This is a genomic window from Bradyrhizobium sp. Pha-3, from assembly GCF_042258615.1.
Lineage (GTDB): Bacteria > Pseudomonadota > Alphaproteobacteria > Rhizobiales > Xanthobacteraceae > Bradyrhizobium.
In genome coordinates this window covers 5868714-5893836 of the sequence record NZ_CP170152.1, presented here as the reverse complement: position 1 = coordinate 5893836, position 25123 = coordinate 5868714, and the positions used below count along the sequence as shown (strand labels likewise).

Annotated in this window: 27 protein-coding genes; 14 read left to right on the top strand and 13 right to left on the bottom strand. The window is 65.2% G+C overall.

The window, feature by feature from the left end:
- Positions 1 to 92: 92 nt before the first annotated feature.
- Both ACE10Z_RS28115 and ACE10Z_RS28110 read left to right on the top strand, forming a co-directional pair.
- Positions 93 to 728, top strand: a complete 636-nt coding sequence (locus ACE10Z_RS28115) for an RraA family protein (protein ID WP_375789940.1) — start codon at positions 93 to 95, stop codon at positions 726 to 728.
- Positions 729 to 768: 40 nt separating this feature from the next.
- Positions 769 to 1479, top strand: a complete 711-nt coding sequence (locus ACE10Z_RS28110; protein ID WP_375783658.1) for a hypothetical protein — start codon at positions 769 to 771, stop codon at positions 1477 to 1479.
- Positions 1480 to 1519: 40 nt separating this feature from the next.
- Here the strand turns inward: ACE10Z_RS28110 and ACE10Z_RS28105 are convergent, their stop codons facing one another.
- Positions 1520 to 2140: a TerC family protein gene (locus ACE10Z_RS28105; protein WP_375783657.1), complete on the bottom strand. Its 621-nt coding sequence runs from the start codon at positions 2138 to 2140 to the stop codon at positions 1520 to 1522.
- 169 nt (positions 2141 to 2309) lie between these two features.
- Positions 2310 to 2603, bottom strand: coding sequence for a hypothetical protein (locus tag ACE10Z_RS28100; protein WP_375783656.1), 294 nt, complete (start codon positions 2601 to 2603; stop codon positions 2310 to 2312).
- A gap of 325 nt (positions 2604 to 2928) precedes the next feature.
- Between ACE10Z_RS28100 and ACE10Z_RS28095 the strand changes: the two genes are divergently transcribed.
- Complete coding sequence (locus ACE10Z_RS28095) at positions 2929 to 3756, top strand: SDR family NAD(P)-dependent oxidoreductase (protein WP_375783655.1); 828 nt, start codon at positions 2929 to 2931, stop codon at positions 3754 to 3756.
- Here ACE10Z_RS28095 and ACE10Z_RS28090 read toward each other — a convergent pair.
- A complete protein-coding gene (locus tag ACE10Z_RS28090) occupies positions 3734 to 5188 on the bottom strand; it encodes a PLP-dependent aminotransferase family protein (RefSeq protein ID WP_375783654.1) in 1455 nt (484 codons plus the stop codon). The two genes, ACE10Z_RS28095 and ACE10Z_RS28090, sit on opposite strands and share 23 nt — an antisense overlap.
- Positions 5189 to 5276: 88 nt before the next feature.
- On the opposite strand from ACE10Z_RS28090, the gene ACE10Z_RS28085 reads away from it, so the two are divergent.
- Both ACE10Z_RS28085 and ACE10Z_RS28080 read left to right on the top strand, forming a co-directional pair.
- Positions 5277 to 5684 carry a cupin domain-containing protein gene (locus ACE10Z_RS28085; protein WP_375783653.1) on the top strand — a complete coding sequence of 136 codons (408 nt, stop codon included), beginning with the start codon at positions 5277 to 5279 and terminating at the stop codon, positions 5682 to 5684.
- A complete protein-coding gene (locus tag ACE10Z_RS28080) occupies positions 5681 to 6145 on the top strand; it encodes a carboxymuconolactone decarboxylase family protein (RefSeq protein ID WP_375783652.1) in 465 nt (154 codons plus the stop codon). The genes ACE10Z_RS28085 and ACE10Z_RS28080 overlap by 4 nt, the downstream gene beginning before the upstream one ends.
- Here ACE10Z_RS28080 and ACE10Z_RS28075 read toward each other — a convergent pair.
- The 5 genes from ACE10Z_RS28075 to ACE10Z_RS28055 all read right to left on the bottom strand — a co-directional run bounded on the left by ACE10Z_RS28075 (position 6142) and on the right by ACE10Z_RS28055 (position 10992).
- Positions 6142 to 7059: a DMT family transporter gene (locus tag ACE10Z_RS28075; RefSeq protein WP_375783651.1), complete on the bottom strand. Its 918-nt coding sequence runs from the start codon at positions 7057 to 7059 to the stop codon at positions 6142 to 6144. The genes ACE10Z_RS28080 and ACE10Z_RS28075 overlap by 4 nt on opposite strands.
- Before the next feature lie 126 nt (positions 7060 to 7185).
- Positions 7186 to 7737 (bottom strand): GrpB family protein, encoded by a 552-nt coding sequence (locus tag ACE10Z_RS28070; RefSeq protein WP_375783650.1) that lies wholly within the window; start codon positions 7735 to 7737, stop codon positions 7186 to 7188.
- A 57-nt stretch (positions 7738 to 7794) separates the two neighbouring features.
- Positions 7795 to 8391, bottom strand: a complete 597-nt coding sequence (locus ACE10Z_RS28065; protein ID WP_375783649.1) for a DUF2889 domain-containing protein — start codon at positions 8389 to 8391, stop codon at positions 7795 to 7797.
- A 212-nt stretch (positions 8392 to 8603) separates the two neighbouring features.
- Positions 8604 to 10160 carry a long-chain fatty acid--CoA ligase gene (locus tag ACE10Z_RS28060; protein ID WP_375783648.1) on the bottom strand — a complete coding sequence of 519 codons (1557 nt, stop codon included), beginning with the start codon at positions 10158 to 10160 and terminating at the stop codon, positions 8604 to 8606.
- Positions 10090 to 10992 carry a TetR/AcrR family transcriptional regulator gene (locus ACE10Z_RS28055; RefSeq protein WP_375783647.1) on the bottom strand — a complete coding sequence of 301 codons (903 nt, stop codon included), beginning with the start codon at positions 10990 to 10992 and terminating at the stop codon, positions 10090 to 10092. Before ACE10Z_RS28055 ends, ACE10Z_RS28060 begins: the two co-directional genes overlap by 71 nt.
- Between ACE10Z_RS28055 and ACE10Z_RS28050 the strand changes: the two genes are divergently transcribed.
- The 5 genes from ACE10Z_RS28050 to ACE10Z_RS28030 all read left to right on the top strand — a co-directional run bounded on the left by ACE10Z_RS28050 (position 10979) and on the right by ACE10Z_RS28030 (position 15207).
- The gene (locus tag ACE10Z_RS28050; RefSeq protein ID WP_375783646.1) at positions 10979 to 12163 is read left to right on the top strand and encodes a lipid-transfer protein; all 1185 of its coding nucleotides are present in this window, start codon (positions 10979 to 10981) and stop codon (positions 12161 to 12163) included. The two genes, ACE10Z_RS28055 and ACE10Z_RS28050, sit on opposite strands and share 14 nt — an antisense overlap.
- A 7-nt stretch (positions 12164 to 12170) precedes the next feature.
- The gene (locus ACE10Z_RS28045; RefSeq protein ID WP_375783645.1) at positions 12171 to 12602 is read left to right on the top strand and encodes a MaoC family dehydratase N-terminal domain-containing protein; all 432 of its coding nucleotides are present in this window, start codon (positions 12171 to 12173) and stop codon (positions 12600 to 12602) included.
- The gene (locus ACE10Z_RS28040) at positions 12599 to 13006 is read left to right on the top strand and encodes a MaoC family dehydratase (RefSeq protein ID WP_375783644.1); all 408 of its coding nucleotides are present in this window, start codon (positions 12599 to 12601) and stop codon (positions 13004 to 13006) included. The genes ACE10Z_RS28045 and ACE10Z_RS28040 overlap by 4 nt, the downstream gene beginning before the upstream one ends.
- A 215-nt stretch (positions 13007 to 13221) precedes the next feature.
- Entirely contained in the window at positions 13222 to 14049 is an 828-nt protein-coding gene (locus tag ACE10Z_RS28035; protein WP_375783643.1) for an SDR family NAD(P)-dependent oxidoreductase, read from the top strand.
- A 12-nt stretch (positions 14050 to 14061) separates the two neighbouring features.
- Complete coding sequence (locus tag ACE10Z_RS28030) at positions 14062 to 15207, top strand: acyl-CoA dehydrogenase family protein (RefSeq protein ID WP_375783642.1); 1146 nt, start codon at positions 14062 to 14064, stop codon at positions 15205 to 15207.
- A 24-nt stretch (positions 15208 to 15231) separates the two neighbouring features.
- Here ACE10Z_RS28030 and ACE10Z_RS28025 read toward each other — a convergent pair whose 3' ends face one another.
- A complete protein-coding gene (locus ACE10Z_RS28025) occupies positions 15232 to 16722 on the bottom strand; it encodes a methyl-accepting chemotaxis protein (protein ID WP_375783641.1) in 1491 nt (496 codons plus the stop codon).
- A gap of 105 nt (positions 16723 to 16827) precedes the next feature.
- On the bottom strand, positions 16828 to 17604 hold the full coding sequence (locus ACE10Z_RS28020; RefSeq protein WP_375783640.1) for a hypothetical protein: 777 nt from the start codon (positions 17602 to 17604) through the stop codon (positions 16828 to 16830).
- Here ACE10Z_RS28020 and ACE10Z_RS28015 point away from each other — a divergent pair.
- Together ACE10Z_RS28015 and ACE10Z_RS28010 are read left to right on the top strand one after the other, a co-directional pair.
- Positions 17545 to 19206: a thiamine pyrophosphate-binding protein gene (locus ACE10Z_RS28015; protein WP_375783639.1), complete on the top strand. Its 1662-nt coding sequence runs from the start codon at positions 17545 to 17547 to the stop codon at positions 19204 to 19206. The genes ACE10Z_RS28020 and ACE10Z_RS28015 overlap by 60 nt on opposite strands.
- Entirely contained in the window at positions 19206 to 20477 is a 1272-nt protein-coding gene (locus tag ACE10Z_RS28010) for an NAD(P)/FAD-dependent oxidoreductase (protein WP_375783638.1), read from the top strand. Before ACE10Z_RS28015 ends, ACE10Z_RS28010 begins: the two co-directional genes overlap by 1 nt.
- A 16-nt stretch (positions 20478 to 20493) precedes the next feature.
- Here the strand turns inward: ACE10Z_RS28010 and ACE10Z_RS28005 are convergent, their stop codons facing one another.
- The 3 genes from ACE10Z_RS28005 to ACE10Z_RS27995 all read right to left on the bottom strand — a co-directional run bounded on the left by ACE10Z_RS28005 (position 20494) and on the right by ACE10Z_RS27995 (position 23057).
- A complete protein-coding gene (locus tag ACE10Z_RS28005; protein ID WP_375783637.1) occupies positions 20494 to 20727 on the bottom strand; it encodes a hypothetical protein in 234 nt (77 codons plus the stop codon).
- A gap of 287 nt (positions 20728 to 21014) precedes the next feature.
- Positions 21015 to 21203, bottom strand: coding sequence for a hypothetical protein (locus ACE10Z_RS28000; protein WP_375783636.1), 189 nt, complete (start codon positions 21201 to 21203; stop codon positions 21015 to 21017).
- 873 nt (positions 21204 to 22076) lie between these two features.
- On the bottom strand, positions 22077 to 23057 hold the full coding sequence (locus tag ACE10Z_RS27995) for an NADPH:quinone oxidoreductase family protein (protein ID WP_375783635.1): 981 nt from the start codon (positions 23055 to 23057) through the stop codon (positions 22077 to 22079).
- A 398-nt stretch (positions 23058 to 23455) separates the two neighbouring features.
- Between ACE10Z_RS27995 and ACE10Z_RS27990 the strand changes: the two genes are divergently transcribed.
- Complete coding sequence (locus ACE10Z_RS27990) at positions 23456 to 24229, top strand: motility protein A (RefSeq protein ID WP_076860523.1); 774 nt, start codon at positions 23456 to 23458, stop codon at positions 24227 to 24229.
- 28 nt (positions 24230 to 24257) lie between these two features.
- The gene (locus ACE10Z_RS27985) at positions 24258 to 25088 is read left to right on the top strand and encodes a flagellar motor protein MotB (RefSeq protein ID WP_375783634.1); all 831 of its coding nucleotides are present in this window, start codon (positions 24258 to 24260) and stop codon (positions 25086 to 25088) included.
- Positions 25089 to 25123 lie beyond the last annotated feature (35 nt).

Sequence of the window (25123 nt, the reverse complement as noted above, 5' to 3'; positions counted from 1 at the left end):
AGAGAAACGCCGTGACATCCGCTTCCGCCCCGCTGCCTGCTTCCGTCCTTGAAGCCTTGGCGCGCTATGACACGCCGACGATCTGCAACGCGATGGAGATCGTCGCGCCGGAGCGCCGCCTGATCGGCTACACCGTGAAGCCGCTGGTCTGCCCGTTCCCGACCTTGCCGCCGATCGTCGGCTATGCCCGCACGGTCGCAATCCGCTCGGTGCTGAAGTCCGGCCTGTCGGCCGAGGAGCAGTCGAAGCGCCGCATCGAATATTACGAATATGTCGGCACCGGCTTCGGTCCGCGCATTTCCGTGATCCAGGACATCGATGGTCCCGACGTCGGCTACGGCGCATTCTGGGGCGAGGTGCAGAGCGCCGTGCACAAGGCGCTCGGTTGCCTCGGCGTCATCACCGACGGCTCGATCCGCGACATCCCGCAATGGGCGCCGGGCTTCCAGGCGCTGGCCGGCTCGATCGGCCCGTCGCATGCCTGGGTCCATGCCGAAAGCTTTGGCGGCGAGGTCCGCGTCGCCGGCATGACGGTGCGGTCCGACGACCTGATCCACGCCGACAGCCACGGCGCGATCGTGATCCCGTATGAGATCGCGGCCAAGCTGCCGGAGGCCGCCGAACTCTGCGGCCGCCGCGAGACCCCGATCCTGGATATCGCGCGCAGCAAGGACTTTACGCTCGAGAAGCTGAAGGATGCGCTGAAGCGCTCGGCGGAGATCCACTGAGGCGCATTCCTCTCGGCAGACTGATCAGGTGGATTAAGTCGTGGAATCCAGCGAGAGTAGCTTCTTCAGATTTGTCTGGCGGTTCAATGCGCTGGCGATAGCGGGAGCCACGATCGTCTGCATCGTGCTGGGCGCTTACGTTGGGCTGGCTATCTTCAGACAGGAGACGGGGGTCCGTCGGGTCACCAACGTCGTCAATATCGACGAGAAGGACAAGGCCTCGGACGTGTTCGCGTTGGGGAGCCCCACCACCATCGCGGCGGCACCCTACGTCCGGGTTCCGCTTTACCGCGGGCAGGCTTATGCCGCGTCGTACTATTCAAAGCGCAGTGACCAAAACATCGTCAATTATCTGTTCCTGAACACCGTCACTAATGAGAACCGATGGCTGTTCGAGCGCACGAACCAGCTGATCATCGACAGCCAGGTGTTGTTTAACAAGGCGAAGAGTGCGCCGGATGATGCACGCGCCGCCGTGGGAATATTCTATGTCGTCGTGGAGAAAGATTCGAACGGTGACAACCGATTAACCGACAAGGATGCGGTCGCCCTGGCGGCGAGCGCGGTCGACGGCACCGCATACAGGAAGCTGATCGAGGGGATTGAGCAACTCTACTCCGTCCAGCAGATCGCCGACGACAAGGTCCTAGTGCTATACCAGAAGAACCAGCAGACGATCTCCGAACTCTATGGCCTTCCTTCCATGGTTCGACTGACACAAACGAATATTCCGAAAATCAATATGAACTAGCTGACGGCGGGCCATCAGGCCTGCCGTTTTGCTTTCAGCATCACGCCGGTGCGACCTTGGCGATCTCGGATGCGCCGCGAATGGTCATGTCGACGGCGACATACAGGATCACGGCGAGGCCGACATAGGCGATCCAGCGGTGGTTCTGCAGCAGCTTTGCGATGAAGGTCGCGGCCGCGCCCATCATCGCGATCGAGAGCGCGAGGCCGAACACCAGCACGATCGGCTGCTCGCGCGCCGCGCCGGCAACCGCCAGCACGTTGTCGAGCGACATCGAGACGTCGGCGACGATGATCTGGGTCGTGGCCTGCCACAGCGTCTTGCGCTGTCCCTCCGTGCCATCGGCGGCATGTTCGGCCGTCGTCTCATGCGCGGTGGCGCGCAGTTCCCGCCACATCTTCCAGCACACCCAGAGCAGCAGGATGCCGCCGGCCAGCAGCAGGCCGACCATCTGCATCAATTGCGTGGTGAGCAGGGCGAACAGGATGCGCAGCAGCGTCGCGGCGCCGATGCCGATCAGGATCGCCTTGCCGCGTTGCTTCGCCGGCAGACCGGCCGCGGCAAGGCCGATCACGACGGCGTTGTCGCCTGCCAGCACGAGGTCGATGACGACGACCTGCAGCAGCGCGCTGAGGGCGTCGAGTGAAAACAGTTCGGACATGGGCAATGCTCCCCTTGAGGTCGGGGAGTGGACCGTTTCGACGACGTCGTCGTGCAGACGACGAATCCACCGCGATGCCGGTCAGCATCGCGGGTCGAAGCAGGGCCACTCCAACTGAGTTCCAGTCCGACATCGCAGCTTGTGGCTGCCAGAGGGGCCCGGCCTGGGATTACGGTCGTGATGCCGGACGAAGCGCGGCCTGTTCCTCGAAGAACAGCGCCGCCTGATCCGGCTCGCCGAGAATCGCCGCCGCACACCCCATGAAGGTGAATGCCCCGGCAAAATCCCACAGCGTGAGGTTCGCCGCGCTTGCACGCATGTGGATCACGCGCGCCGCAAGCGCGGCAATGGCTGCCTCTGCGAACAACACCAGGCTGAGCGCGGGCAGCGCAAGTGCGGGCTCAACCAGACGAACGGTCAGGATGATCGGCAGCGCGGTCAGCACTGCGAATAACAGCAGCATGCCGAACGGCTCCGGTGAGGGAGCCTTCCGCGAGACCCTGTCTGGAATGGTCGAGGACATTCCGATTCTTGCCGGCTCTTGCCGATCCTGGCCGTGTCGTTCATCCCGACGATATCAGAATGCATTCACGTTGATGCGCGGCGCGGCGTCGCGCGACCGCAGGCCGCGCGACAGAGTGTACACTTGGGGCCGTGGACGAGGGTCGTGGGCGGGCCATTTCGGCGCCGTTTTGGGGTTGATCGCGCCGCGGCATGCCATGGCAAAGTCCGAGCTGCGCATTTATCTTTGCTGGCAGGGCTGGGAGAACGACCGAAGGGCGATGTCCATGAATATGGCAGGCAAGACCGTGCTGATCACCGGTTCCACCGATGGCGTCGGCCGCTACGTTGCGATGAAGCTGGCGGCCGCCGGCGCCCGGGTCCTGATCCACGGCCGAGATACCAAGCGGGCACAGACCCTCGCCGACGAGATCAAGCGGGTCTCCGGCCGCGAGCCGATGTTCTACCAGGCCGATCTGTCCTCGCTCGCCGAGGTCCGCGAGTTCGCCCAGCTGGTGCTCGACGAACAGGAGCGCCTCGATGTGTTGGTCAGCAATGCCGGCATCGGTTCGCAGAACGAGGGGCCGGCGCGGCAGACCAGCAAGGACGGCCACGAGCTGCGCTTCGCGGTCAACTATCTCGCCGGCTTCCTGCTCGCGCATCTCTTGCTGCCGCGACTCAAGGCGAGCACGCCCGCGCGCATCGTCAATGTCGCGTCGCTCGGCCAGCACCCGATCGATTTCGGCGACGTGATGATCACGAAGAATTATAGCGGCGCCCGCGCCTATGCGCAGAGCAAGCTGTCGCAGATCATGTTCACCATCGATCTCGCCGCGGAGCTCGAAGGCTCCGGCGTGACCGTCAACGCGCTGCATCCGGCGACCTATATGAACACCACGATGGTGCGCGCCAGCGGCGCGACGCCGATCTCGACCGTCGAGCAGGGCGGCGACGCCATCCTGCGTCTGGTCCAGGACGACGACGTCGCGGGCAAGAGCGGGCTGTTCTTCGACGGTAAGCGCGAGGCCCGCGCCCATGCCCAAGCCTATGACGCCGAGGCGCGTAAACGGCTCAAGGCGGTGAGCCTTGTGCTCACCGGGCTGCGGATTTCCTGACGCGGCGCGCGGCCGGCGCGCCTTGAGTGCGAGCTTCGGCACGGATCGCCTCGAACAAGCGCTTGCAGGCGGCCTGCACGCCGCGATCGGGCACGGTTGCGATGCCGAGCAGCAAGCCGGGCTGCGCCCGCTTCGGTGAGAGATACCAGGGCGAGAGCGGCGCGGGCGCCAGTCCATGCGCCAGCACTTGCCGTGCGATCGCGACATCGTCGGCCTTGTCGGGCAGCGTCAGCATCACGGCGAGGCCGGCAACCCGCACGTCGTTGCTCCACGGCCGCAGCGCTGCCGTCAACGCATCGCGGCGCTCGCTATAGGCCTGCTTGGTTCGCCTGAGGTGACGGATGTAGTGGCCGCCGCGCATGAACTCCGCGGTGGAAAGCTGCACGGCTGGTCCCGGAGCAGGGGCAAGGCACGTCGCGACATCGGCGAACTGCGCCGCCAGCTGCTCCGGCGCAACCAGGAAGCCGAGCCGAAGCGTCGGCGAGATCGTCTTGCTGAAGGAGCCGAGATGGATCACGCGGCCGGCACGATCGAGCGAGGCGAGTGCGGGCGCGGCGCGGCCATCGAGCTGCAACTCGCCGAGATAATCGTCCTCGATGATCCAGGCGCCGGTTCGCGCGGCCCATTCGAGCAGCTGCGCGCGGCGCTTGGCTGACAGCGGCGGCCCGAGCGGCGCCTGCTGTCCCGGCGTCACGACCGCGAGCGCCGCGTCGGATGCGTGCCTGAGGCCGTGGTCGACATCGAGGCCGTCGCCGTCGACAGGGATCGGGACCGGCTCCAGCCGGGCGAGCTCGAGCCCCTTTCGGGTCAATGGAAATCCCGGTTCTTCCATCCATGCGCGGCGGCCTTCGAGGCCGAGCACGCGGAGCGCAAGGCCAAGTCCGCCGGTGAAGCCTGAGGTGATGACGATCTGCGCAGGCGAGCATTCAAGTCCGCGCGCGATTGCGAGGTGCGCTGCGATCTCGCGCCGCAATTCGAGCTCGCCGCGCGGATCGATCGTGCGGGTCACCGCGCTCAATTCCGCCCGCACGGCGCGGGCGCGGATTCGCGCCAGCAGCTTTGCAGGGAGAGCGTCCTGCGCGGGGACGCCCATCCGGAAGTGGCCTTGACCGCTCAGGTCATGAAACATCTCCACGACCGAGCCGGGAACGATCGGCGTATCGGGCTTTGCAGCCTTTATCGGCCGCCTAGCGACGGTGGTGCCGTTCGCCCTCGACGACACGATGTGCTGGGCGTCCGACAGTTTTTCGTAGGCCGCCCGCACGGTGCCGCGCGCGACGCCGAGTTGCGCGGCGAGGTCGAGCCAGGACGGCAACCGGGCGCCCGGCACCAGCACGCCATTGTCGATCGCGACCTCGATCGCCTTGCGGATCTGCTCGGAGAGCGGCGTCCTGGCCGAGCGGTCAAGCGCGATGGGAAGCGGATTTGGCATGGCCCGTGGTACACCAATTCGGTTCATTCTTGGTGCTTCTTTTCAGGCCCGCGCGCCCGCATTTATCCGACAGCAATGGAGGCACGAGATGAAGATTTTATGGACGACGCTGCTGGCCTGCGCCGCGCTTGCGACGCCGGCAAGAGCGGAGTCGGTGACGCCGAAGTTCGAACATGTGATTCCGAACATTCCCGGCAAGTCGCTGGTCGCGGTCGAGGTCAACTTCCCGCCGGGCGAGTCCTCGGCACCGCACCATCACGCCAAGTCGGCATTTCTCTACGTGTACGTTCTGCAGGGCGCGATCGAGAGCCAGCTTGAGGGCGAGGCCGCGCACACCTATCGGGCCGGTGACAGCTTCTTCGAGCCGCCCGGCGCCCATCACGTGCTCGGGCGCAATGCCAGCGCCACCGAGCCGGCGAAGCTGCTCGCGGTGTTCGTCGCCGACAGCAACGACAAGGCGCTGACGGTCTACGACAAGGAGGGACACAAGCCGTGAGCATGCGCATCGATTACAACAAGGTCGCGCCTGCGGGCATCAAGGCGCTCGGTGGCGTCTATGGCTACCTCACGCAATGCGGCCTCCCGGCGACGCTGATCGAGCTCGTCTACCTGCGCATCTCGCAGATCAACGGCTGCGCCTATTGCCTCGACATGCATACGCGCAGCTTGCAGAAAATGGGCGTTGCGATCGAGAAGCTGGCGCTGTTGCAGGTCTGGCGCGAGGCGGAAGTTCTGTTCGACGCCGAGGAGCGCGCGGCGCTGGCCTGGGCCGAAACCGTCACGCGTGTCGCAGAAACCGCGATCCCGGACGCGGATTACCAGGCCGCCCGCGCGGTGTTCAGCGAGAAGCAGCTGGTCGACCTGACCATCGCGATTGGCCTGATGAACACCTACAACCGGATCGCAATCGGCTTCCGCAATCCGCCGCAAGCCGTGCGCGAGCAAACAGCCTCTTAGCTCTGACGCTGCGCAAGATAGAATCCGGTCAGCACGGTGACCAATCCGGCCGCCTGCAACGTGGTCGGCGGCTCGCCGATCAGCAGCCAGCCCAGCAGCAAGGTGAGCACCGGCACGGTCGCGGGAAATACGGCGGCGCGGGCTACCCCGAGCCGCTGGATCGACAGCGCGAACAAATACATGGCTGCCGGCCCGGCCAGGATGCCCTGGGCGACGGCTTGCAGCGCATTCTCGTGCAGGCCGATGGCCGCATCGCGCGCCAGCCCGCCCGAGGCGGCATACAGCGGAAACAGCGAGAGCGACAGCACGCTGATCACCGTCGCCACCGAGAACGCAGACACACGCCAATAGCGTACCAATGTGGCGAAGCCTGCAAACATCAATCCGGTCGTGACGAAGATCAAATCGCCCATCACGGCGCTCGATCCCATGTGGCCGATCGACTCAATACCGATGACGGCGAGGCCGACAACGATGACGACGGCGCCGGCGACCCGAGAGAGCGAGATCTGTTCCTTCAGCAGGACGACCGCGAGAAACAGTCCGCCCAGGGTCGCGCAGGAAGGCTGGATCACGCTGCCGTGTCCCAGAGGCACGAGCATGAAGCCGGCATAGCTGATCAGCGACATCACCGGCCCGCCCAGCATCATCAGCGCCATGCCGCGGCCCCATCCGATGCCGCAGAGGTCTTTCAGGCCGGCGCGTACAACGAGCGGGATGAACACGATGCCCGACCACAGGAAGCGATGCATCAAGAGGTCCACCGGTGTGAACCCGACCTTCAGGCCGTGCCGGGTCGCTACGAAGCCGAGAGCCCAGCAAAGCGCCGCGCCGAGACCGCCTGCGACCCCGAGCAGAATGGCTTTCTTGTCAGGAAGAGCTGCAGTCTTGGGGCCGGCCGCGTGTTTGTCCATGCCGGACGACTACGTGAGCTGCCAGGACGGATCAACCCATCGCGATGCAGGGCTGATTGGCGCAGCAGCCGATTGCGAAGTTCTTCGTTGGCGACGAACGTGCAGGCTTGCCGCGGTCGGCTTTTGCTATTGGTCTCGTGTCGCTGCGCGCCATGCCCGCGCCTTGGCCGTGGTCTCCTCGACGAAAGCATCCTTGCCGGTCCGATAGGCTTCGATATCGTCTTTTGATGAGGCGGCGAGGGCCCGCTTGATCTCGGCGTAGGCGCGGGCCGTCTCGCCGTGTGCGCGCAGGTAATCGCGAAACACCAGCCGTGCCTCCCAACGCGGATGGGAGGGCTCCATCATATGCAGATGGTGGGTCCACGGACCCGGCGGCCCCTTGCGGAAGAACAGCTCGCCGGGGATCCACGACGCATATTCCGGCATGTAAATGTAGCCAAGTGCCGCGAGCGGCTCGATGCATCGTTGCCTGGCCGCTTCGAGGCTGCGCACGCCAACCAGCAGGTCGATGATGGGCTTCGACGGGAGACCTGGAACGGCCGTGCTGCCGACATGCTCGATGGCCAATGCGAGCGCGCCGAGAGCCTGCTCGATCCGCGTGCGCTCCTGCGCGAACAATGCGGGCCAGTTGGCATCATAGTCGGAGACGACAATCGACCCGGCGCCGTATTTCTCCACGTTGACCCCCTGATCTTTTTTTACAGAGTATCACGCAGGCAGCGGCCGTGGCATCGCTCACGAACCCTGTTTCACCTCGACAGGCTTTTTCGCGAATTGCGGAAAAGTCTCGGCCACGACCGGCCCGTCCAGCCGCCACGAATAGCAGCCGCCGACGAAGAACGGTGGCTCGGTGGCGTCACGCTGGTGATCGAGCGCGCCGCGGCCCTGCGGGTCCTTGCCGGAGGTTGCGGTCTGGAACAGCGTCGTCACCGCCGGACCCAGCAGCTCGGCGAGATGGGTGCAGGTCTCGAGCTTGCCGATCTTGTGGCGGACCACCTCGCGCCAGCCCTTGCCGATGCGTTCGCCGACCAGGCGCTGCAGGATGCCTTCGACGTCGAGGCAGGACGGGTAGGGCGTCGAGGCCATCGTGGTGCCGGTCTCGCGGATCGTAAAGCTGTCGTCGACCGCGAGCCGCAGCCTGATGTCGTGCACGGGATCGTCGGGCTGCTGCAGGCCGCGATGCTTGTCCTGCCGCGCATAGGGTTTGGTGTCGACCAGCCGCGCCTCGACCTCCCACAGCCCGTCGTCCCGGAGATAGCCGAGACATTCGACGGAGCGGCGGTGCATCAGGCGGCGGGGCTTGCCGTCGCCGTTGGTATCAGGTGCGGACATTGGAACTCGCTGGATTGAATCTCAAATTGATCCAATCGGTCGTGCGCTCCGATGTCAACGCTCGCGGCTGAATGGCGGCATGAGACCCTGTCATTCCGGGGCGATGCGGAGCATCGAGCCCGGAATCTCGAGATTCTCAGGCGCGCAATTGCGCGCCATAGTTCATGCTTCGCAGGCCCCGGAATGACGAGAACTAGGTCTGACCAGCGCCGTCAGCTGACCCGCCGCTCGCGGTTCTCCCAATACGGCTTGCGCAGCTCGCGCTTCAGGATCTTGCCGGCGCCGGAGAGCGGCAGCGGAGTTGCCGTGATGTCGACGCTGCGCGGGCATTTGTAGCCGGCGATCAGCGTCTTGCAGTGCTCCATCAGCTCTTCCGGTGTGGCGCTTGCGCCGCTCTTCATCACCACGACGGCGTGCACCTGCTCGCCCCAGCGCTCGCTCGGGATGCCGATCACGGCGCATTGCGCCACCGCCGGATGCTGGGCGAGGGCATTCTCGACCTCGGCCGAATAGACGTTCTCGCCGCCGGAGATGATCATGTCCTTGACGCGGTCGACGACGTAGACGAAGCCGTCCTCGTCCATGTAGCCGCCGTCGCCGGTGTGCATCCAGCCGTCGATCACGGCGCGCGCGGTCTCCTCCGGCCGCTCCCAATAGCCCATCATCACCATATCGCCGCGCACCGCGATCTCGCCGACGGTGCCTGTTGGCACGACCTTGTCCTCGGCATCGACGATCTTGACTTCGGCGCCAAGCGTGGCGCGGCCGGCGCCGCGATGCCGACCCTTGACGCGGCCGTCGCCGATATGCTCCTTCCAGTGCAGCAGCGTCGCGATCGGCGACAGCTCGGTCATGCCATAGGCCTGGGTGAACTCGACATGCGGCAGCGCCTTCATGGCGCGCATCATCACGGCATCGCTGATGACGGAGGCGCCGTAGGAGATCCGCTTCAATGACGACAGATCGTAACTGCCGAGCGTCGGGTGATCGACGAACATCTGGATCATGGTCGGCACCAGCAGCACGTCGGTGATGCGCTCCTTCTGCACGGCGGATGCGACGCCGTCGGGCGTAAAGCCCTGGATCACGACATTGGAGCCGCCGGACAGCAGCACCGAATACATCGCCGCGCCGTTGGCGAGGTGGAACATCGGCGCCGCGTGCAGGTAGATCGAGGTGCCCGGCCAAAGGCCTTCGCCGAGTGCGTTCAGCGCATTGGCCATCAGATTGCCGTGGCTCAGCATCACGCCCTTGGAGCGGCCGGTGGTACCGCCGGTGTAGAAGATGCCGGCGAGGTCGTCGCGGGTGCGCATCGCGTCCGGCATAGGCTCGCTGCGCGCGATCAGCGTCTCGTAATTCTCCATGCCGGCGGGCGTCTCGCCTTCGTCGGCATAGATCAGCTTGAGGTCGGGGATGGCGTTCGCCAGCGTTGCGCCGACCGCCGCGAACGCCTTGTCGACGAACAGGATCGTTGCGCGGCAGTCGCGCAGCGCATCCTCGTTCTCGATTGGAGACCAGCGGATGTTGAGCGGCACGATCACGGCGCCGGCCCAGCCGACGGCCAGATAGAGCTCGAGATAGCGATCTGAGTTCAGCGACAGGATCGCGACGCGGTCGCCGTTGTCGGCGCCAAGCGAGCGGATCGCGGCGGCGAGGCGGGCGACGCGAGTACCGACCTGGCGCCAGTTGCGCCGCCGCTCACCGCAGACGACCGCGAGCCCGTTTGGATTGACCTGCAGCGCCCGCCGCAGCCCGTGTGTGATGTTCACTCCCGTCCTCCCTTGATGCGTTTCCCACGTTTGCCTTGCGAGGCGGTTTGCCCGCCTTCTCTGCAGCCGGAACGGCTGCATTGCGCGTTGTTGTTTTGGCGATCCCTTCAGTCAGGCGGATCGCGAATTCTTCGGCGACGGCGTGTCCGGTCAGCTCACCGCCGGGCTGAAACCAGTGGCCGATCCAGTTCAGCGAACCGGCGATGGCGAACGCCGCGAGCTTCGGGTCGCAGGGCTTCACCGAACCGTCCGCGATGCCAGCAGCGATATAGTCGCGGAAGGCGCGGTCGATCCGCCGCTTCGCGGTCTGCACGGTCTTGCGATTGTGCTCGCTGAGATCGCGGAGATCGAAGCGGACCAGGCTCTTGCCGTAGTCCGTCGTCATCAGCTCGGCGTAGCGGATGGTGAGCTTGCGCAGCTTGTCCAGGCCGCTGCCGGCGCCTGCCGAGGTCTCGGCAATGCATTCGTCGACCAGCTCGTGGCCGATCGACCAGCACTCGAACAGGATCTCGTCCTTGCCGCGGAAGTAATTGTAGAGCGCGGGCTTGGTGATGTTCAGCCGCTTGGCGACCTCGTTCAGCGTGGCGCGGTGATAGCCCTGTTCGAGGAACAGCTGCACGGCGGCGCGCAGCACGGCCTCGCGCTTCTCGTCGCGGGCGCGGCGCCGGCTCTCGAACGGCAGCCAGGGCGACTCGGTGCTGGAAGGGGGGAAGCGGGCGTCCATCGCGTGGCTGTTGTCGCATTGACTCCGGAAGGTCGTCCGTATATTACCCATGGGTAATAAATAGTCCAGTGGGTAATTTCCGGGAGGATCCGCGATGACGTCACGCACCTATGTTGCCGGGGTCGGCATGATCCCGTTCGTCAAGCCCGGCGCCAATGCGCCGTATCATGTGATGGGCGCCGAGGCGGCCAAGCTCGCGCTCGCCGATGCCGGGCTCGACTACGGCCGTGTGCAGCAGGCCTATGTCGGCTATGTCTATGGCGACTCCACCTGCGGGCAGCGCGCGCTCTATCCCGTCGGCATGACCGGCATCCCGATCGTCAACGTCAACAACAACTGCTCGACCGGTTCGACCGCGCTGTTCCTGGCGCGGCAGGCGATCGAGTCGGGCGCGGCCGATTGCGTGATGGCGCTCGGCTTCGAGCAGATGAAGCCCGGCGCGTTGGGTGCCGTGTTCACCGATCGCCCCAGCGCGTTCGACGACTTCGACGCCGCCGCCGACAAGCTGGTCGATGCGCCCGGCGTGCCGCTGGCGCTGCGCTATTTCGGCGGCGCGGGTTTGAGCCACATGAAGAAATACGGCACGCCGCTCTCCGCGTTTGCAAAAGTGCGTGCCAAGGCGAGCCGCCACGCCAAGAACAATCCGCTGGCGCTGTTCCGCAAGGAGGTCACCGCCGACGACGTGATGAACGACCAGGTGATCTGGCCCGGCGTGATGACGCGCCTGATGGCCTGTCCGCCGACCTGCGGCGGCGCCGCCGCGATCCTGGTGTCGGAGAAGTTCGCCGACCAACACGGCCTCAACAAGAGCGTTCGCATCGCGGCGCAGGCGATGACGACCGACACGCCCTCGACCTTCGGTGCTGACGACATGATGCAGGTGGTCGGCTACGACATGGCGCGCGATGCTGCGAGCAAGGTCTATGAAGCCGCCGGCATCGGCCCCAAGGATCTCGACGTCGTCGAGCTGCACGACTGCTTCGCCCACAACGAGTTGATCACCTATGAGGGGCTCGGCCTGTGCGGAGAGGGCGAGGCCGCGAAATTCATCGATGACGGCGACAACTCCTATGGCGGCAGGATCGTCACCAACCCGTCCGGCGGCTTGCTGTCGAAGGGCCATCCGCTCGGCGCCACCGGCCTTGCGCAGTGCTACGAGCTGACGCGGCAGCTGCGCGGCACCGCTGCGGCGACGCAAGTGGAGGGCGCGCGGCTCGGACTGCAGCACAATCTCGGCCTCGGCGGCGCCTGCGTCGTGACGCTCTACGAACGCGCCTGAGGCCGCCATGGTCGATCAATCCGCCGTCGGGCGTAGCTTTACGCCCGTGACCGCGCGCGTCGAGCCGGGGCGCCTGCGCTTCTTCCTCGACACGCTCGGCGAGACCAATCTGGTCTATCGTGACGGGACCGCGGCGCCGGTGCCGCCGACCTATCTGTTTTGTCTGGAGATGATGGACGCGCCTGATGCGTTCGAGTTCCTGACCGCGCTCGGCATCGATCTCGCCCGTGTGCTGCATGGCGAGCAGCGCTTCGACTATCACGCACCCGTGGTGGTCGGCGACACCCTGACGTTTCGGCCGCGCGTCACCAGCGTGACCGAGAAGAAGGGCGGGGCGATGACGCTGATCGTGGTCGAGACCGCGGTCACCAACCAGGCCGGCGTCCATGTCGCCGATACCTCGCGCACCATCGTGGTGCGCAATGCGAGGCCGTCATGAGCAGCAGCGTTCCGTCGGTCGGCGACCGCATCGTCCGCAAGGAATTTCCGCCGATCACCCGCCATCGCCTCGCGCTGTATTGCGGCGCTTCCGGCGATCACAACCCGATCCATGTCGACATCGACTTCGCGAAGGCGGCCGGCTTTCCCGACGTGTTCGCGCACGGCATGCTGGTCATGGGCTATCTCGGCCAGGCGCTGACGGACGCGGTCAGCCCGTCGCGGATCCGCTCGTTCTCGACCCGCTTTGCCGCGATCACCCAGCTCGGCGCCGCGTTGACCTGCGAGGGCATCGTGACCGAGCTGATCGAGCAGGGCGGCGAGAAGAGGGCCAGGCTCGCGCTCACCACCAAGGACCAGAACGGCGAGATCAAGCTCGCGGGGGAAGCAGTTATCGCGCTGTAGCGGGGTGGCGAACTGTCGCCACGAAGAAACTGCGCTCCCTCGCCCCGCTCTTGCGGGGAGAGGGTTGGGGTGAGGGGCTGCTTCCGCGAGCTCTGCTCGCGGCGAGACCTGTACCCCCTCACCCGGAACGAATCTGACGATGCGTTCCGACCTCTCCCCGCAGGCGGGGCGAGGTGAAGCGGAACGCAACGAGAGAAGTCTTCGAGGGAGAAATCATGTCGAAACTGCAAGGCAAAGTCGCGCTCGTCTCCGGATCGGGCCGCGGCATCGGGCGGGCGATTGCGCTGAAACTCGCGAGCGAGGGGGCGCGCGTTGTGGTCAACGACCTCGACGCCGAGCCGGGCAATGCGGTCGTCGCCGAGATCAAGGCCATGGGCGGCGAGGCGATCGCGGTCAATGGCAGCGTGGTCGAGACCGGCTTTGCCGATCGCTTCGTCGGTGCGGCCATCGAGCAGTTCGGCGGCCTCGACATCATCGTCAACAATGCCGGCTACACCTGGGACTCGACAATCCAGAAGATGTCGGACGAGCAATTCCAGGCGATGCTCGACGTCCATCTCGTCGCCCCGTTCCGGATCCTGCGCGCGGCCTCGGAGCCGATCCGGGTGATGGCGAAGAAGGAGGCCGAGGCCGGCCGCGAGGTGTTCCGCAAGGTCGTCAACATCTCCTCGATCGCGGGCCTCTACGGCAATGCCGGGCAGGCGAGCTATTCTTCTGCAAAAGCGTCGCTGATCGGGCTGACGCGCACGATGTGCAAGGAGTGGGGCCGCTATAAGGTCAACGTCAATTGCGTGGCGTTCGGCCTGATCAACACCCGCCTGACCCAGCCGATCGAGACCCAGCAGAAGACCATCGACGTCGCCGGCCGCGACATCAAGGTCGGCGTCCAGCCGCAGATGCTGGAAGCGATGGGCCGAATGATCCCGCTCGGCCGCGGCGGCACGCCGGAAGAGGCGGCGGACGCGGTCTATCTGTTCTGCGCTCCGGAATCGAACTACATCAGTGGTCAGGTGATCGTCGCCGGCGGCGGTCTCTTGATTTAACACGAGGGCAGAATGCACTACCGATCGTCCTGGATGACCGAGGAGCTGGACACCTTCCGTGACCAGTTCCGCAAATTCCTCGCCAAGGATTTGGCGCCGCACGCCGAGAAATGGCGCGAGCAGAAGCTGGTCGACCGCTCCGCCTGGCGCGCGCTTGGCGAGATGGGCGCGTTGCTGCCGAGTGTGCCCGAGGCCTATGGCGGCTTAGGGGCCACCTTCGCCTATGATGCGGCTGTGCTCGATGACCTCGAGAGCACGGTGCCAGAGCTGACCACCGGCGTTTCCGTGCACAGCGCGATCGTCGCGCACTACATCGTCAACTACGGCTCGGAGGAGCAGAAAAAGCGCTGGCTGCCGAAGATGGCGTCGGGCGAGATGGTCGGCGCCATCGCGATGACCGAGCCCGGCACCGGCTCCGATCTGCAAGCCGTCAAGACCACGGCGAAGAAGCTGGGCAATTCCTACGTCATCAACGGCCAGAAGACTTTTATTACCAACGGCCAGGCCGCCGACCTCGTGATCGTCGTCGCGCGCACCGGCGCTCCGGGCGCGAAAGGCATCTCGCTGATCGTCGTGGAGACCGCCGGCGCCGAGGGCTACCGGCGCGGCCGCAACCTCGACAAGATCGGCCTGCACGCGTCAGATACGTCCGAACTGTTCTTCGACAATGTCACGGTGCCGCCGGAAAACCTGCTCGGCAATGAGGAGGGCAACGGCTTCGTGCAGCTGATGCAGCAATTGCCGCAGGAGCGGCTGTCGCTCGCGGTCGGCGCGGTCGCCTCGATGGAGCGCGCAGTCAGGATCACCGCCGAATACACCAAGGCGCGCACCGCCTTCGGCAAGCCGCTGATCGAATTCCAGAACACCGCGTTCACGCTCGCCGAGCGCAAGACCGAGGCGATGATCGCCCGCGTGTTCGTCGACTGGTGCGTCGAGCGCCTGGTCGCCGGCGATCTCGACACCGTGACGGCCTCGATGGCGAAATGGTGGTGCTCGCAAAAGCAGGTCGAGACCGCCGACGAATGCCTGCAGCTGCATGGCGGCTACGGCTACATGCAGGAATACCCGATCTCGCGCATGTTCATCGATTCCCGCATCCAGAAGATCTATGGCGGCACCAACGAGATCATGAAGGTCCTGATCGCGCGCTCGCTGTAGGGCAAGCGCGCGACTTCCGCGGCGTTACATCGCCCGCACGTTCTTGAGGAACTTGTCGACCTGGACTTCCAGCTCGGACGCGTTGCTCGCGAGCTCTCCGGAGGCCGCCAGAACGTTCTCGGCGGCCTTGCTGGCATCGTCGATCGCTTTGGTGGTTCCGTTGATGTTGGCGGTGACCTCCTTGGTGGCCGCGGCCTGTTCCTCGACGGCACTGGCGATCACGGTCGAGATCTCGCTGATCTGGACGATGACCTGCGAGATCGCCTTCAGCGCCGTAGCGGTGTTGCCGGTCGCGGTCTGCATCTCGTTGATCTGCGCCGAAATGTCTTCCGTGGCCTTGGCGGTCTGGTTGGCCAGCGCCTTCACCTCGGACGCGACGACGGCAAAGCCCCGGCCGGCCTCGCCGGCGCGAGCGGACTCGATCGTTGCGTTGAGCGCAAGCAAATTGGTCTGGCCGGCGATCTGGCTGATCAGCGCGACGACGTCGCCGATCTTTTGCGCCATGGTCACGAGGCCCGAGACCAGCCTGTCGGATTTTTCCGCTTCTTCGACCGCCATGCGGGCGATGCGGCTCGCCTCGGCCACCTGGCGGCTGATCTCGTTGACCGAGGACGACAGCTCTTCGGACGCGGACGCAGCACTCGCGGAGCGCTGATTGACGAATTCGGCGGTCGTCGTCAGCGATCGCGCGGTGCCCTGCATTTGCGTCGAGGCCGACGCCAGCATCCCGGCAAGGCCCTTCACGTCCTTCTCGAAATCGTCGGCGAGCTTCACATTGCCCGTGACGACCGCCCAGCTCAGCATCGCGCCGGTATAGTTGCCGCGCGTGTCGGTGAGCCCGGAGACCCTGAGGTCGAGCGTTTCCGGGCCGAGCTTGATCTTGGCGGCGTGCGGCAGGTTCTTGGGATCGCCGACGATGCGGCGCTGATGCGCGGGGTTCTTGTGGAAGATATCGAAGGAGTTACCGAGGATCTTCTCCGGCGCCACCGGAAGCAAATGCTTCACGGTGTCGAGCGTCTTGAGGCTGGTCTGGTTGATGTAGGTGATGTTGAAATCGGTATCGCACATCATGATGTTGATCGGCATGTTGTCGAGCATCTGCAACAGCCGCTCGGTCTGGGTTTCAAGCCGCGCCTTCTCGGTCGCGAGCTCCCAGGTCAGCATCGGTCCGCTGTAGCGGCCGCGCGAATTGGTCATCGCCGTCACGGTGAGATCGAGCGTCTCGCCGCCGATGGTGATGCGCGCCTTGTGCGGCAGGTTCTTCGGATCGGACAAGAGCCGGCGCTGATGCTGCGGGTTCTTGTGGAAGATGTCGATCGATTGTCCGATCAGCGCGTCGACCTTCACCGGCAGCACATGCTCGATCTTTTTCAGATTCTGCCGCGTCGACTCGTTGATGTAGGTGATCCTGAAATTGTCCAGCTCGCAGAGCATGACACTGATCGGCATGTCGTCGAACAGCCGGTATGAACTATCCGAGCCGACCACGCTTGCGACGCTCTTCATCCCCAACATGCATTGCCTCCAGCATTGATATCAATTGGTGAACTGAAAACCATGCACCTGCTCGGCAACAGAACGCCTTCCACCGCGGGACGGCGGGCAAGTGCGATACATGATTTACAACTTCTGACTGCATGGAACCGTAAGCGATTCGAGTTCCGTCCCAAAGTGCATGCAGTTTGTGCCGCTATCGTCACGCGCGCTGCATGCGGCGAACGCAGCCGAAATCGACGAGCAAGACGTCGATTTGCTGCGAAGTCTGGGCGATCCGGCAGCGAAAGGTGTGAAGCGACCGATCGCTGCACCGTAATCATACGGGAGCGCAGGCGCGCGCTGCTCGTGATTTCTGTCGTGCAAATCAGGGCGTGCTGTATGCAGATTGTGCCACGCTGTCGTCGCGCGCGCCGCAACGCGCTTGTCTTCGATCGTCTCGCGCGGCAGTAGGGGTTCGCGACGACCACGAGGCCGGTCCATGGTCGATGGTGGTGTTTTTGGAAGAAACAAGGCTAGGTTGATCCGGCGCGGCGCGATGCCGAATCGATCCCGCTGACCGGCGTCGGGGCATTTCATCCGAAAGCCGGCGGCGAGATGGGTCTGAGATCGGAAGATGATGCCTGGCGTGATCGCCGGCTGGCGGCTTCGATCCTGCCGGCGATCGTCCGCCCTGCGGAAATCGATGACGAAACAAGGTTGCCCATTGCCTATCGCATGGCTTGAGGCGGCTTCGCCCTCGACAGGCTGCTTCGGCCTTGCGCCATATTCCCGTCTATCATACCCCGTCGGACCACGTTCCGCGCGAGCCGCAAGCGCGCGCCAATGCCGCAGGGAGCTCTCATGACCAAAAGCAACGCCCGCACCGGAGGCCAGATCCTGATCGACCAGCTGGTCGCGCAAGGGGTGGAGCGCGTCACCTGCGTGCCGGGCGAGAGCTATCTGGCGGCGCTCGATGCGCTGCATGACAGCCCGATCGACGTCGTGATCTGCCGTGCCGAAGGGGGCGCGGCGATGATGGCGGAGGCCTATGGCAAGCTCACCGGGCGTCCCGGCATCTGCTTCGTCACCCGCGGCCCGGGTTCGACCAACGCCGCGCATGGCGTGCACATCGCGATGCAGGATTCCACCCCGATGATCCTGTTCGTCGGCCAGGTCGACACCGGCATGCGCGAGCGCGAGGCGTTCCAGGAGCTCGACTACAAGGCGGTGTTCGGCACCATGGCGAAATGGGCAGTGGAGATCGATCGTCCGGACCGCATTCCGGAGCTGGTCGCGCGCGCCTTCCGTGTCGCGCTGCAGGGCCGCCCCGGTCCGGTCGTGATCTCGCTGCCCGAGAACATGCTGACTGAGACCGCGGCGGTCGCCGACGCGCCGAAGGTCGAGCCTGCGGTCACCTGGCCGGCGCCGTCGGATCTCGAGCGCCTCGGCAGCATGCTCGCCGGCGCCAAGGCGCCGATTGTGGTGCTCGGCGGCTCGGCCTGGACACAGGAGGCCGCCAAGGGCATCGCACGCTTTGCCGAGCGTTTCGACCTGCCGGTCGCGACCTCGTTCCGCCGCGCCTCGCTGTTCGACGCCGACCATTCGCATTATGCCGGCGATCTCGGCATCGGCCCGAGCCCGAAGCTGAAGGACCGCTTCACCGGCGCCGACGTCATTCTCCTGATCGGCGGCCGCATGTCGGAAATGCCGTCCTCGTCCTACACCCTGCTCGACATTCCGGTGCCGAGCCAGAAGCTGATCCACGTGCATCCGGGCTCCGAAGAGCTCGGCCGCGTCTACCAGCCGGCGCTCGCGATCCAGGCGACGCCTGCGGCCTTCGCTGCCGCGGTCGAGAGCATGAAGCCCGCAGCCACGCCCGCCTGGAAGGGCGAGGCGGCCAAGGCGCACGCGGATTATCTGGCCTGGACCGACAAGCCGCGCGAGCTGCCGGGCCATTTCCAATACGGCGAGGTCGTGACCTGGCTGCGCGATCGGCTGCCGAAGGATGCGATCGTCTGCAACGGCGCCGGAAATTACGCCGGCTGGATTCATCGCCACCATCGCTTCCACGCTTTCGCAGCCCAACTCGCGCCGACCTCGGGCTCGATGGGCTATGGTGTGCCGGCGGCCGTGATGGCCAAGCGACAGCATCCGGATCGCGTGGTCGTTGCGTTCGCGGGCGACGGCTGCTTCCTGATGAACGGGCAGGAGTTCGCCACCGCCGTGCAGTACGATGCGCCGCTGATCGTCGTCGTCATCGACAACGCGCAATACGGCACCATCCGCATGCATCAGGAGCGCGACTATCCCGGCCGCGTCGTCGGCACCCAGCTCAAGAACCCGGACTTCGCGCTCTATGCCAAGGCGTTCGGCGGCCATGGCGAGCGGGTCGAGCGCACCGAAGACTTCGCGCCGGCGTTCGAGCGGGCGCTGGCCTCCGGCAAGCCTGCGATCCTGCACTGCCTGGTCGATCAGCGCGCGCTGTCGGTCGGCAAGGATTTTGTGCCGCAGGTGGCGCAGTAATGCCTGAATCCGCCGGCCGTCACGTTGCGATCATCGGTGCCGGCGCGGTCGGCGTGATCAGCGCCATCGAGGCGCTGCGCGCGGGCCATCGTGTCACGCTGATCGATCCGGGCGAGCCCGGCGGCACCCAGGCGGCGAGCTATGGCAATGCCGGCTGGCTGTCGTCGCATTCGGTGATTCCGCCGGCCGAGCCGGGTACCTGGAAGAAGGTGCCGGGCTATCTGATGGACCCGCTCGGACCGCTTTCGATCCGCTGGTCGTACCTGCCAAAGGCCTTGCCGTGGCTGGTCAAGTATCTGCTGTCGAGCTGGACCGAGCCGCAGGTCGAAGCCACCGCGCGGGCGATGCGTGATCTGCTCAAGGACGCGCCGCTGCTGCACAAGCAACTCGCCGAGGAAGCCGGCGTGGGCGAGCTGATCGAGCGGCGCGGGGTGATGCACGTGTTTCCGTCGCGCGCGCCGTTCGACCGCGACCTCGGCTGGCGCATCCGCAAGCGCGTCGGCATCGAATGGCTGGAGCTCGATGAAGACGAGATGCGCCAGCGCGAGCCCGATCTGCATCCGCGCTACAAGTTCGGCGTCGTGGTCGAGGAGGCCGGCCGCTGCCGCGATCCCGGCGCCTATGTCGCAGCGCTCGCCGCGCACGCGATCGCGAACGGCGCCGAACGCGTCGCCGCCAAGGCGATAGGCCTCAAGCTTGCGGGCGACAGGCTTGTCGCCGTGGTCACCGAGGCCGGCGAGATCGCCTGCGATGCCGCTGTCGTTGCCGCCGGCGCGCGCTCGAAGCAGCTGACCGCATCGATCGGCGATCCGCTGCCGCTGGAGACCGAGCGCGGCTACCACGTCATGATCGAGAATCCGGAATCCGGACCGCGCAGTTCGATGATGGCCTCGGACGCCAAGATGGTGGTCAACTGGACCGACAAGGGCCTGCGCGCTGCCGGCACGGTGGAGATCGCGGGGCTCGACGCCGCGCCGAACTGGAAGCGCGCCGCGATCCTGCGCGAGCATCTGCTGAGCATGTTCCCGAAGCTGCCGAGGGACATTCCACCCTCGCGCATCAAGACCTGGTTCGGCCATCGCCCGAGCATGCCCGACGGGCGGCCCTGCATCGGCCATAGCCGCGCCTCGCGCGACGTGGTCTATGCGTTTGGCCACGGCCATGTCGGGCTGGTCGGCTCGGCCCGCACCGGCCGGCTGGTCGCGCAACTGCTCAGTGGCAAGGCGCCGGAGATTCCGCTGCAGCCGTTCGCGCCGTCACGCTTCCTTTAGCGAGAAGACGCAAGCCTCAGCTCTCGCCGGCCCAGGCCGTGATCGCAGCCGGTGCAATCACGCGTCTCGGCGTGTGCGGATTGATCGTTCCGGCGCTGATGTCCTGAGTTTGTTCGAGCAGGGTGCGCGCAAACGCCTTGGCATCCTGCTCGCTCGTGAAGGTGCGGGTCTGGCGCGCGAAGCGGTGGTGTCCGGCGTCAGTGCTTCTCACGGCGAACGACACGTACCAGATGGCCTTGTCCGTCTTCATCGCGCGTCTCAGGCGACGGTGGTTCGCCCGCGCGATCGGGACGTGGTGCTGGATGTTCGATATGCAAAAAGTGCCAAGGGAGGAATCCTGAAATACAACAGATAACGGCTAATTGGTTCTTCGGCGGACAGGAATGCTACAGGATCGGCGCGGATACCGATGCGGGCGGCATATTACCCGTCAACCGATGGGTGAAATGTCAATGCGCCTGCAGCGGTGTTGGTTCCCGCGATCCAATAGCATGTTGGGCTGCCCGCTCGGGTGACCCCCTGCCGGCGCATGCCGTACTAGACGGCTTGGCCGCCCTTACCGTCCGCGGCGATGGCCTTCTCGATTTCCGCAGCGAGGGCCGCAAGATGCTCGGCGAGCCTGGTGAATAATTCGCGCTTCTGAATGTCGGTGGCGAGGTCGCGGATCAGCGCGCACTCCGCAGCATCGGTGCGAAGCTTCTCCAGATGCGTCAGCATGTCCTGCATTTTTTTCTCCCCACCGCCGTTTTCGGCAAACGGTAGGAGGCCCGGATTCCGGCGACAATAACCTATGATAGTTTGTCGCCGGCCCCGAATCCTTGATTTGGATCATTCGGCTTTTCAGAATTTAACTTGACGCCGGACCCAACTCAGATGTTCAATACGCCTGTCTCACCCGACACGAGGGGCGCTTCGCGGTCGTCACGAACGTGGGTCGAGATGCGGTGGACGCTGAGTGTGCAACTGACGAGTGCGCATGAGGCGGACGGTGAAGTCGTGTGGTCCTGACGCCCTAGCGGCAGGTGTCTTTTCGAATTGCGCGATGCGCGTTGCGAAGACGGTGACAAGCAAGCCCAGTCTCGCCGGGGAGAGCACGAAATAAGCCGTAACCCATCGCGCAGGGAAAGCCGGATTGCTCCGGTTACACCTGTGGTCCTACCCCCGAGCTTTCTACCTTTTGCTCGGGGCCCATGGGTGCGATCGGCACCCGGCTTTCCCTGCGCCCTCTGCAAGAGAGAGGGCGGAATGAAGAGCAAGCCTCGGACAATCATGTCGCGAGAACGCGAAGCTGTGTCCTCATGCACATCTGTCATCGCCCGCGAAGGCGGGCGATCCAGTACGCCGCGGCCCCTCGGTTCGAGCCCAACTGCCTCTGGAATACTGGATCACCCGCATGCGGGTGATGACACCGAACAAGGAGTTTGACAGCTGAATCAGAACTATCCCCGTCATGCTGAGGTATGAGCGAAGCGAGCTCGAAGCACAACGGCGACACTGTGGCCGTGCATCCTTCGAGACGCGCTACGCGCTCCTCAGGATGACGGGTCCGGTAGCTTTCGCACGGACGACAGCGAGGACGAGGTGAGGGCGGTGCCTCTCTCACGATCCGATCCGCACCACCATCTTGCCCAGCGCCGCGCGGGTCTGCATCGTCGTGAACGCCGTGCGGAAGTCTTCAAGCTCGAACACCTTGCCGACGACCGGCGTCAGTCGGCCGTCGTTCAGCCATGCCGACAACTGCGTCAATACGCGCGCCTGCGCCTCGGGTTCGCGGCGCGCGATCTGCGCGGCGTCTACGCCGATCAGGAGGCCGCCCTTCAGAAGCGGCAGATTGAACGGCAGAGCGGGGATCTGGCCTGCCGCGAAGCCGACCACGACGTGGCGGCCGTTCCAGGCGATCGAGCGGAATGCCTGCAACGAGACCTCGCCGCCGACCGGATCGAAGATCACGTCGGGGCCAAGGCCGCCGGTTGCGTCCTTCAGCGCGTCGCGCCAATCGGGCTTCGTGTAGTCGACGACGGCGTCGGCGCCGAAGCTTGCGGCGAAGCTGCGCTTCTCGTCGGTCGAGGCCGCGGCAACGACGCGCGCGCCGAGCAGCTTGCCGACCTGGATCGCAGCGATGCCGGTGCCGCCGGCAGCACCGAGCACGAGCAACTGCTCGCCGGCCTTGAGCGAGCCGCGTTCGCCGAGCGCATAGAGCGCGGTGAGGTAGTTGGTGCGGAAGGCCGCGGCGGCCTCCATCGACAGGCCGTCGGGCATGACCTCGACGGCGGCAGGCGGCACCACGATGTACTCGGCCAGCGCGCCCGAGCGCGCCGCGCCCATCACCCGCATGCCTGGGGTGATGCCGGCGACGTCGCCCGCGACTTCATCGACCACGCCGGCGAATTCCGCACCGGGCGTAAAGGGCAGGGCATCCTTGGTCTGGTAGCGGCCTTCGACCTTCAGCCCATCCACGAAGCCGATGCTCGCGGCGTGGACCCGGACGCGGATCTGTCCTGCGGCGGGTCTTGGGGTGGCGATCTCCTTCAGCCCGATCCGATCGATGGGTGCGTATTGCTCGACGACGACCGCCTTCATCCTGTCCTGCTCGCTTGTTCGTTTCCTCTGGAGCCTTCTCCGTTCCGACTGAATCGGAACGCGGCTCCAGATTCCCGTGTTGACGCGTTTTCTTCACGCGAACCGGTACCCATCCCGGATCAAGTCCGGGACAGGCTTTCGCTCGAAAACGCTCTTGGCGAATCTATCTCATGTCCGTTGTTCTACGGGGAGACCTTTTGCGCATGCAGCGACGGCGTCCCATGCGGAAAGCCAACATCTTCAACGACATCACGAAAAGGCAGCCGTTTACCCGTTGTTATCCCTACCAAATTCGGTAACGCGTCCTTAATGGCATTAACGTTAGGGTTTTTCACGCGGCCCGCCTTGGGCTGCGCGCCGTCCAGGACAGGCGGGTTGCGTTCGCGTTGGAGTTTTTCATGGATATCATGACAGGCGCCGGGCTATTGGCCGGCATCATCGTCATCGCGGTGATGATGTTCATGGGCGGCGACCTGCACATGTTCATCTCCGAACATGCCATGATCATCATCTTCGGCGGCTCGATCGCGGCGACGATGATCCGCTTTCCGCTCGGCGTGATGCTGCACGGCCTGCCGCTCGGCGCCAAATTTGCCTTCACCATGAGCCGGCTGTCGGCCCGCGACCTCGTCGACGAGCTCGCCCGCATCGCCGAGATCGCCCGCAAGCAGGGCCCGGTCGGCCTGGAAAAAGTCGAGACCGACGAGCCGTTCCTCGCCAAGGGCATCCGCTACGTCGCCGACGGTTACGACCTCGAATTCATCCGCGACAACATGGAGCGCGACCGCGACAATTTCCTGATGCACCTCGACGAGGGCAGCAAGATCTATCGCGCGATCGGCGACTGCGCGCCCGCCTTCGGCATGATCGGCACGCTGATCGGCATGGTGCAGATGTTCGCCAACATGACCGACCCTTCCAAGCTCGGCCCGTTCATGGCGACCGCGCTGCTCGCGACGTTGTACGGCGCGCTGGTGGCCAACCTGTTCTGTCTTCCGATCGCCGACAAGCTGCACGGCAAGCTGCTCGACGAGGAGACCAACCGCACGCTGATCATCGACGGCATCCTGATGATCCGCGATTCCAAGAGCCCGGCGCTGGTGCGCGAGATGCTGCTGGCCTATCTGCCGGAGAAGCATCGCCACGAGGAAGGCGAGCCGGTGCCGGCCTGACCGGCTGGCGCTTTCGGGAAACGCAGCGATGGCCAAGAAAAAGCGCGGCGACGCCCATGGTGGAGGTCACGGCTGGTTCGTGACCTTCGCCGACCTGATGGGCCTGATGATGAGCTTCTTCGTGATGCTCGTCGCGTTCTCGACCATGGACAACAACAAGCTGAAGATCGTCGCCGGCTCGATGCGCGACGCGTTCGGCGTGCAGACCAATGTGCGCTATTCCGGCATCGTCGAGTCCGACGGTCTGCCGACCCGGCCGAAGCTGAAGAACGTCGAGCACATCTCGCCGGAGGAATCCTCCGCCAATCCGACGCCGGACGAGAAGGAGCGCAGCCAGATCAACGGCGCGCGGCTGAAGATCGACCGCGAATTCGCGCTCGCTTCCGCCTCGCTGCGGCAGGCGCTGCAGGACATGCCGGAGCTGACCGAGATTTCCAAGAACATCATGTTCGAGGAGACCAAGGAGGGGCTCAACCTCGAGATCGTCGATCAGGACGGCCGCTCGATGTTCGCCGACGGTTCCAGGGAGCCGTATGAGCGCACCCGCCGGCTGATCCAGAAGCTCGCCGCGCCGCTGAAGGCGACGCCGCTGCGGATCGCGATCGTGGGGCATACAGCCGCAGGCTTCGTGCCGGCGCGCAGCGATTACGACGCCTTCGACCTGTCCGCGGACCGCGCTAACGCGGTGCGGCAGATCCTGGAGCGGGAAGGGCTGCCGTCGTCCCACATCTTCGCGGTTTCCGGCAAGGCGGACGGCCAGCCGCTGTTTCCCGACGATCCGACGCTGCCGGCGAACCGTCGCGTGACCATCACGTTGATGCGGGAAAATCCGCCGCTGCCGCCGGATCTGAAGCCGTAGCTCCGGGTTACCATGCTACCGCCGATGACCGAGCT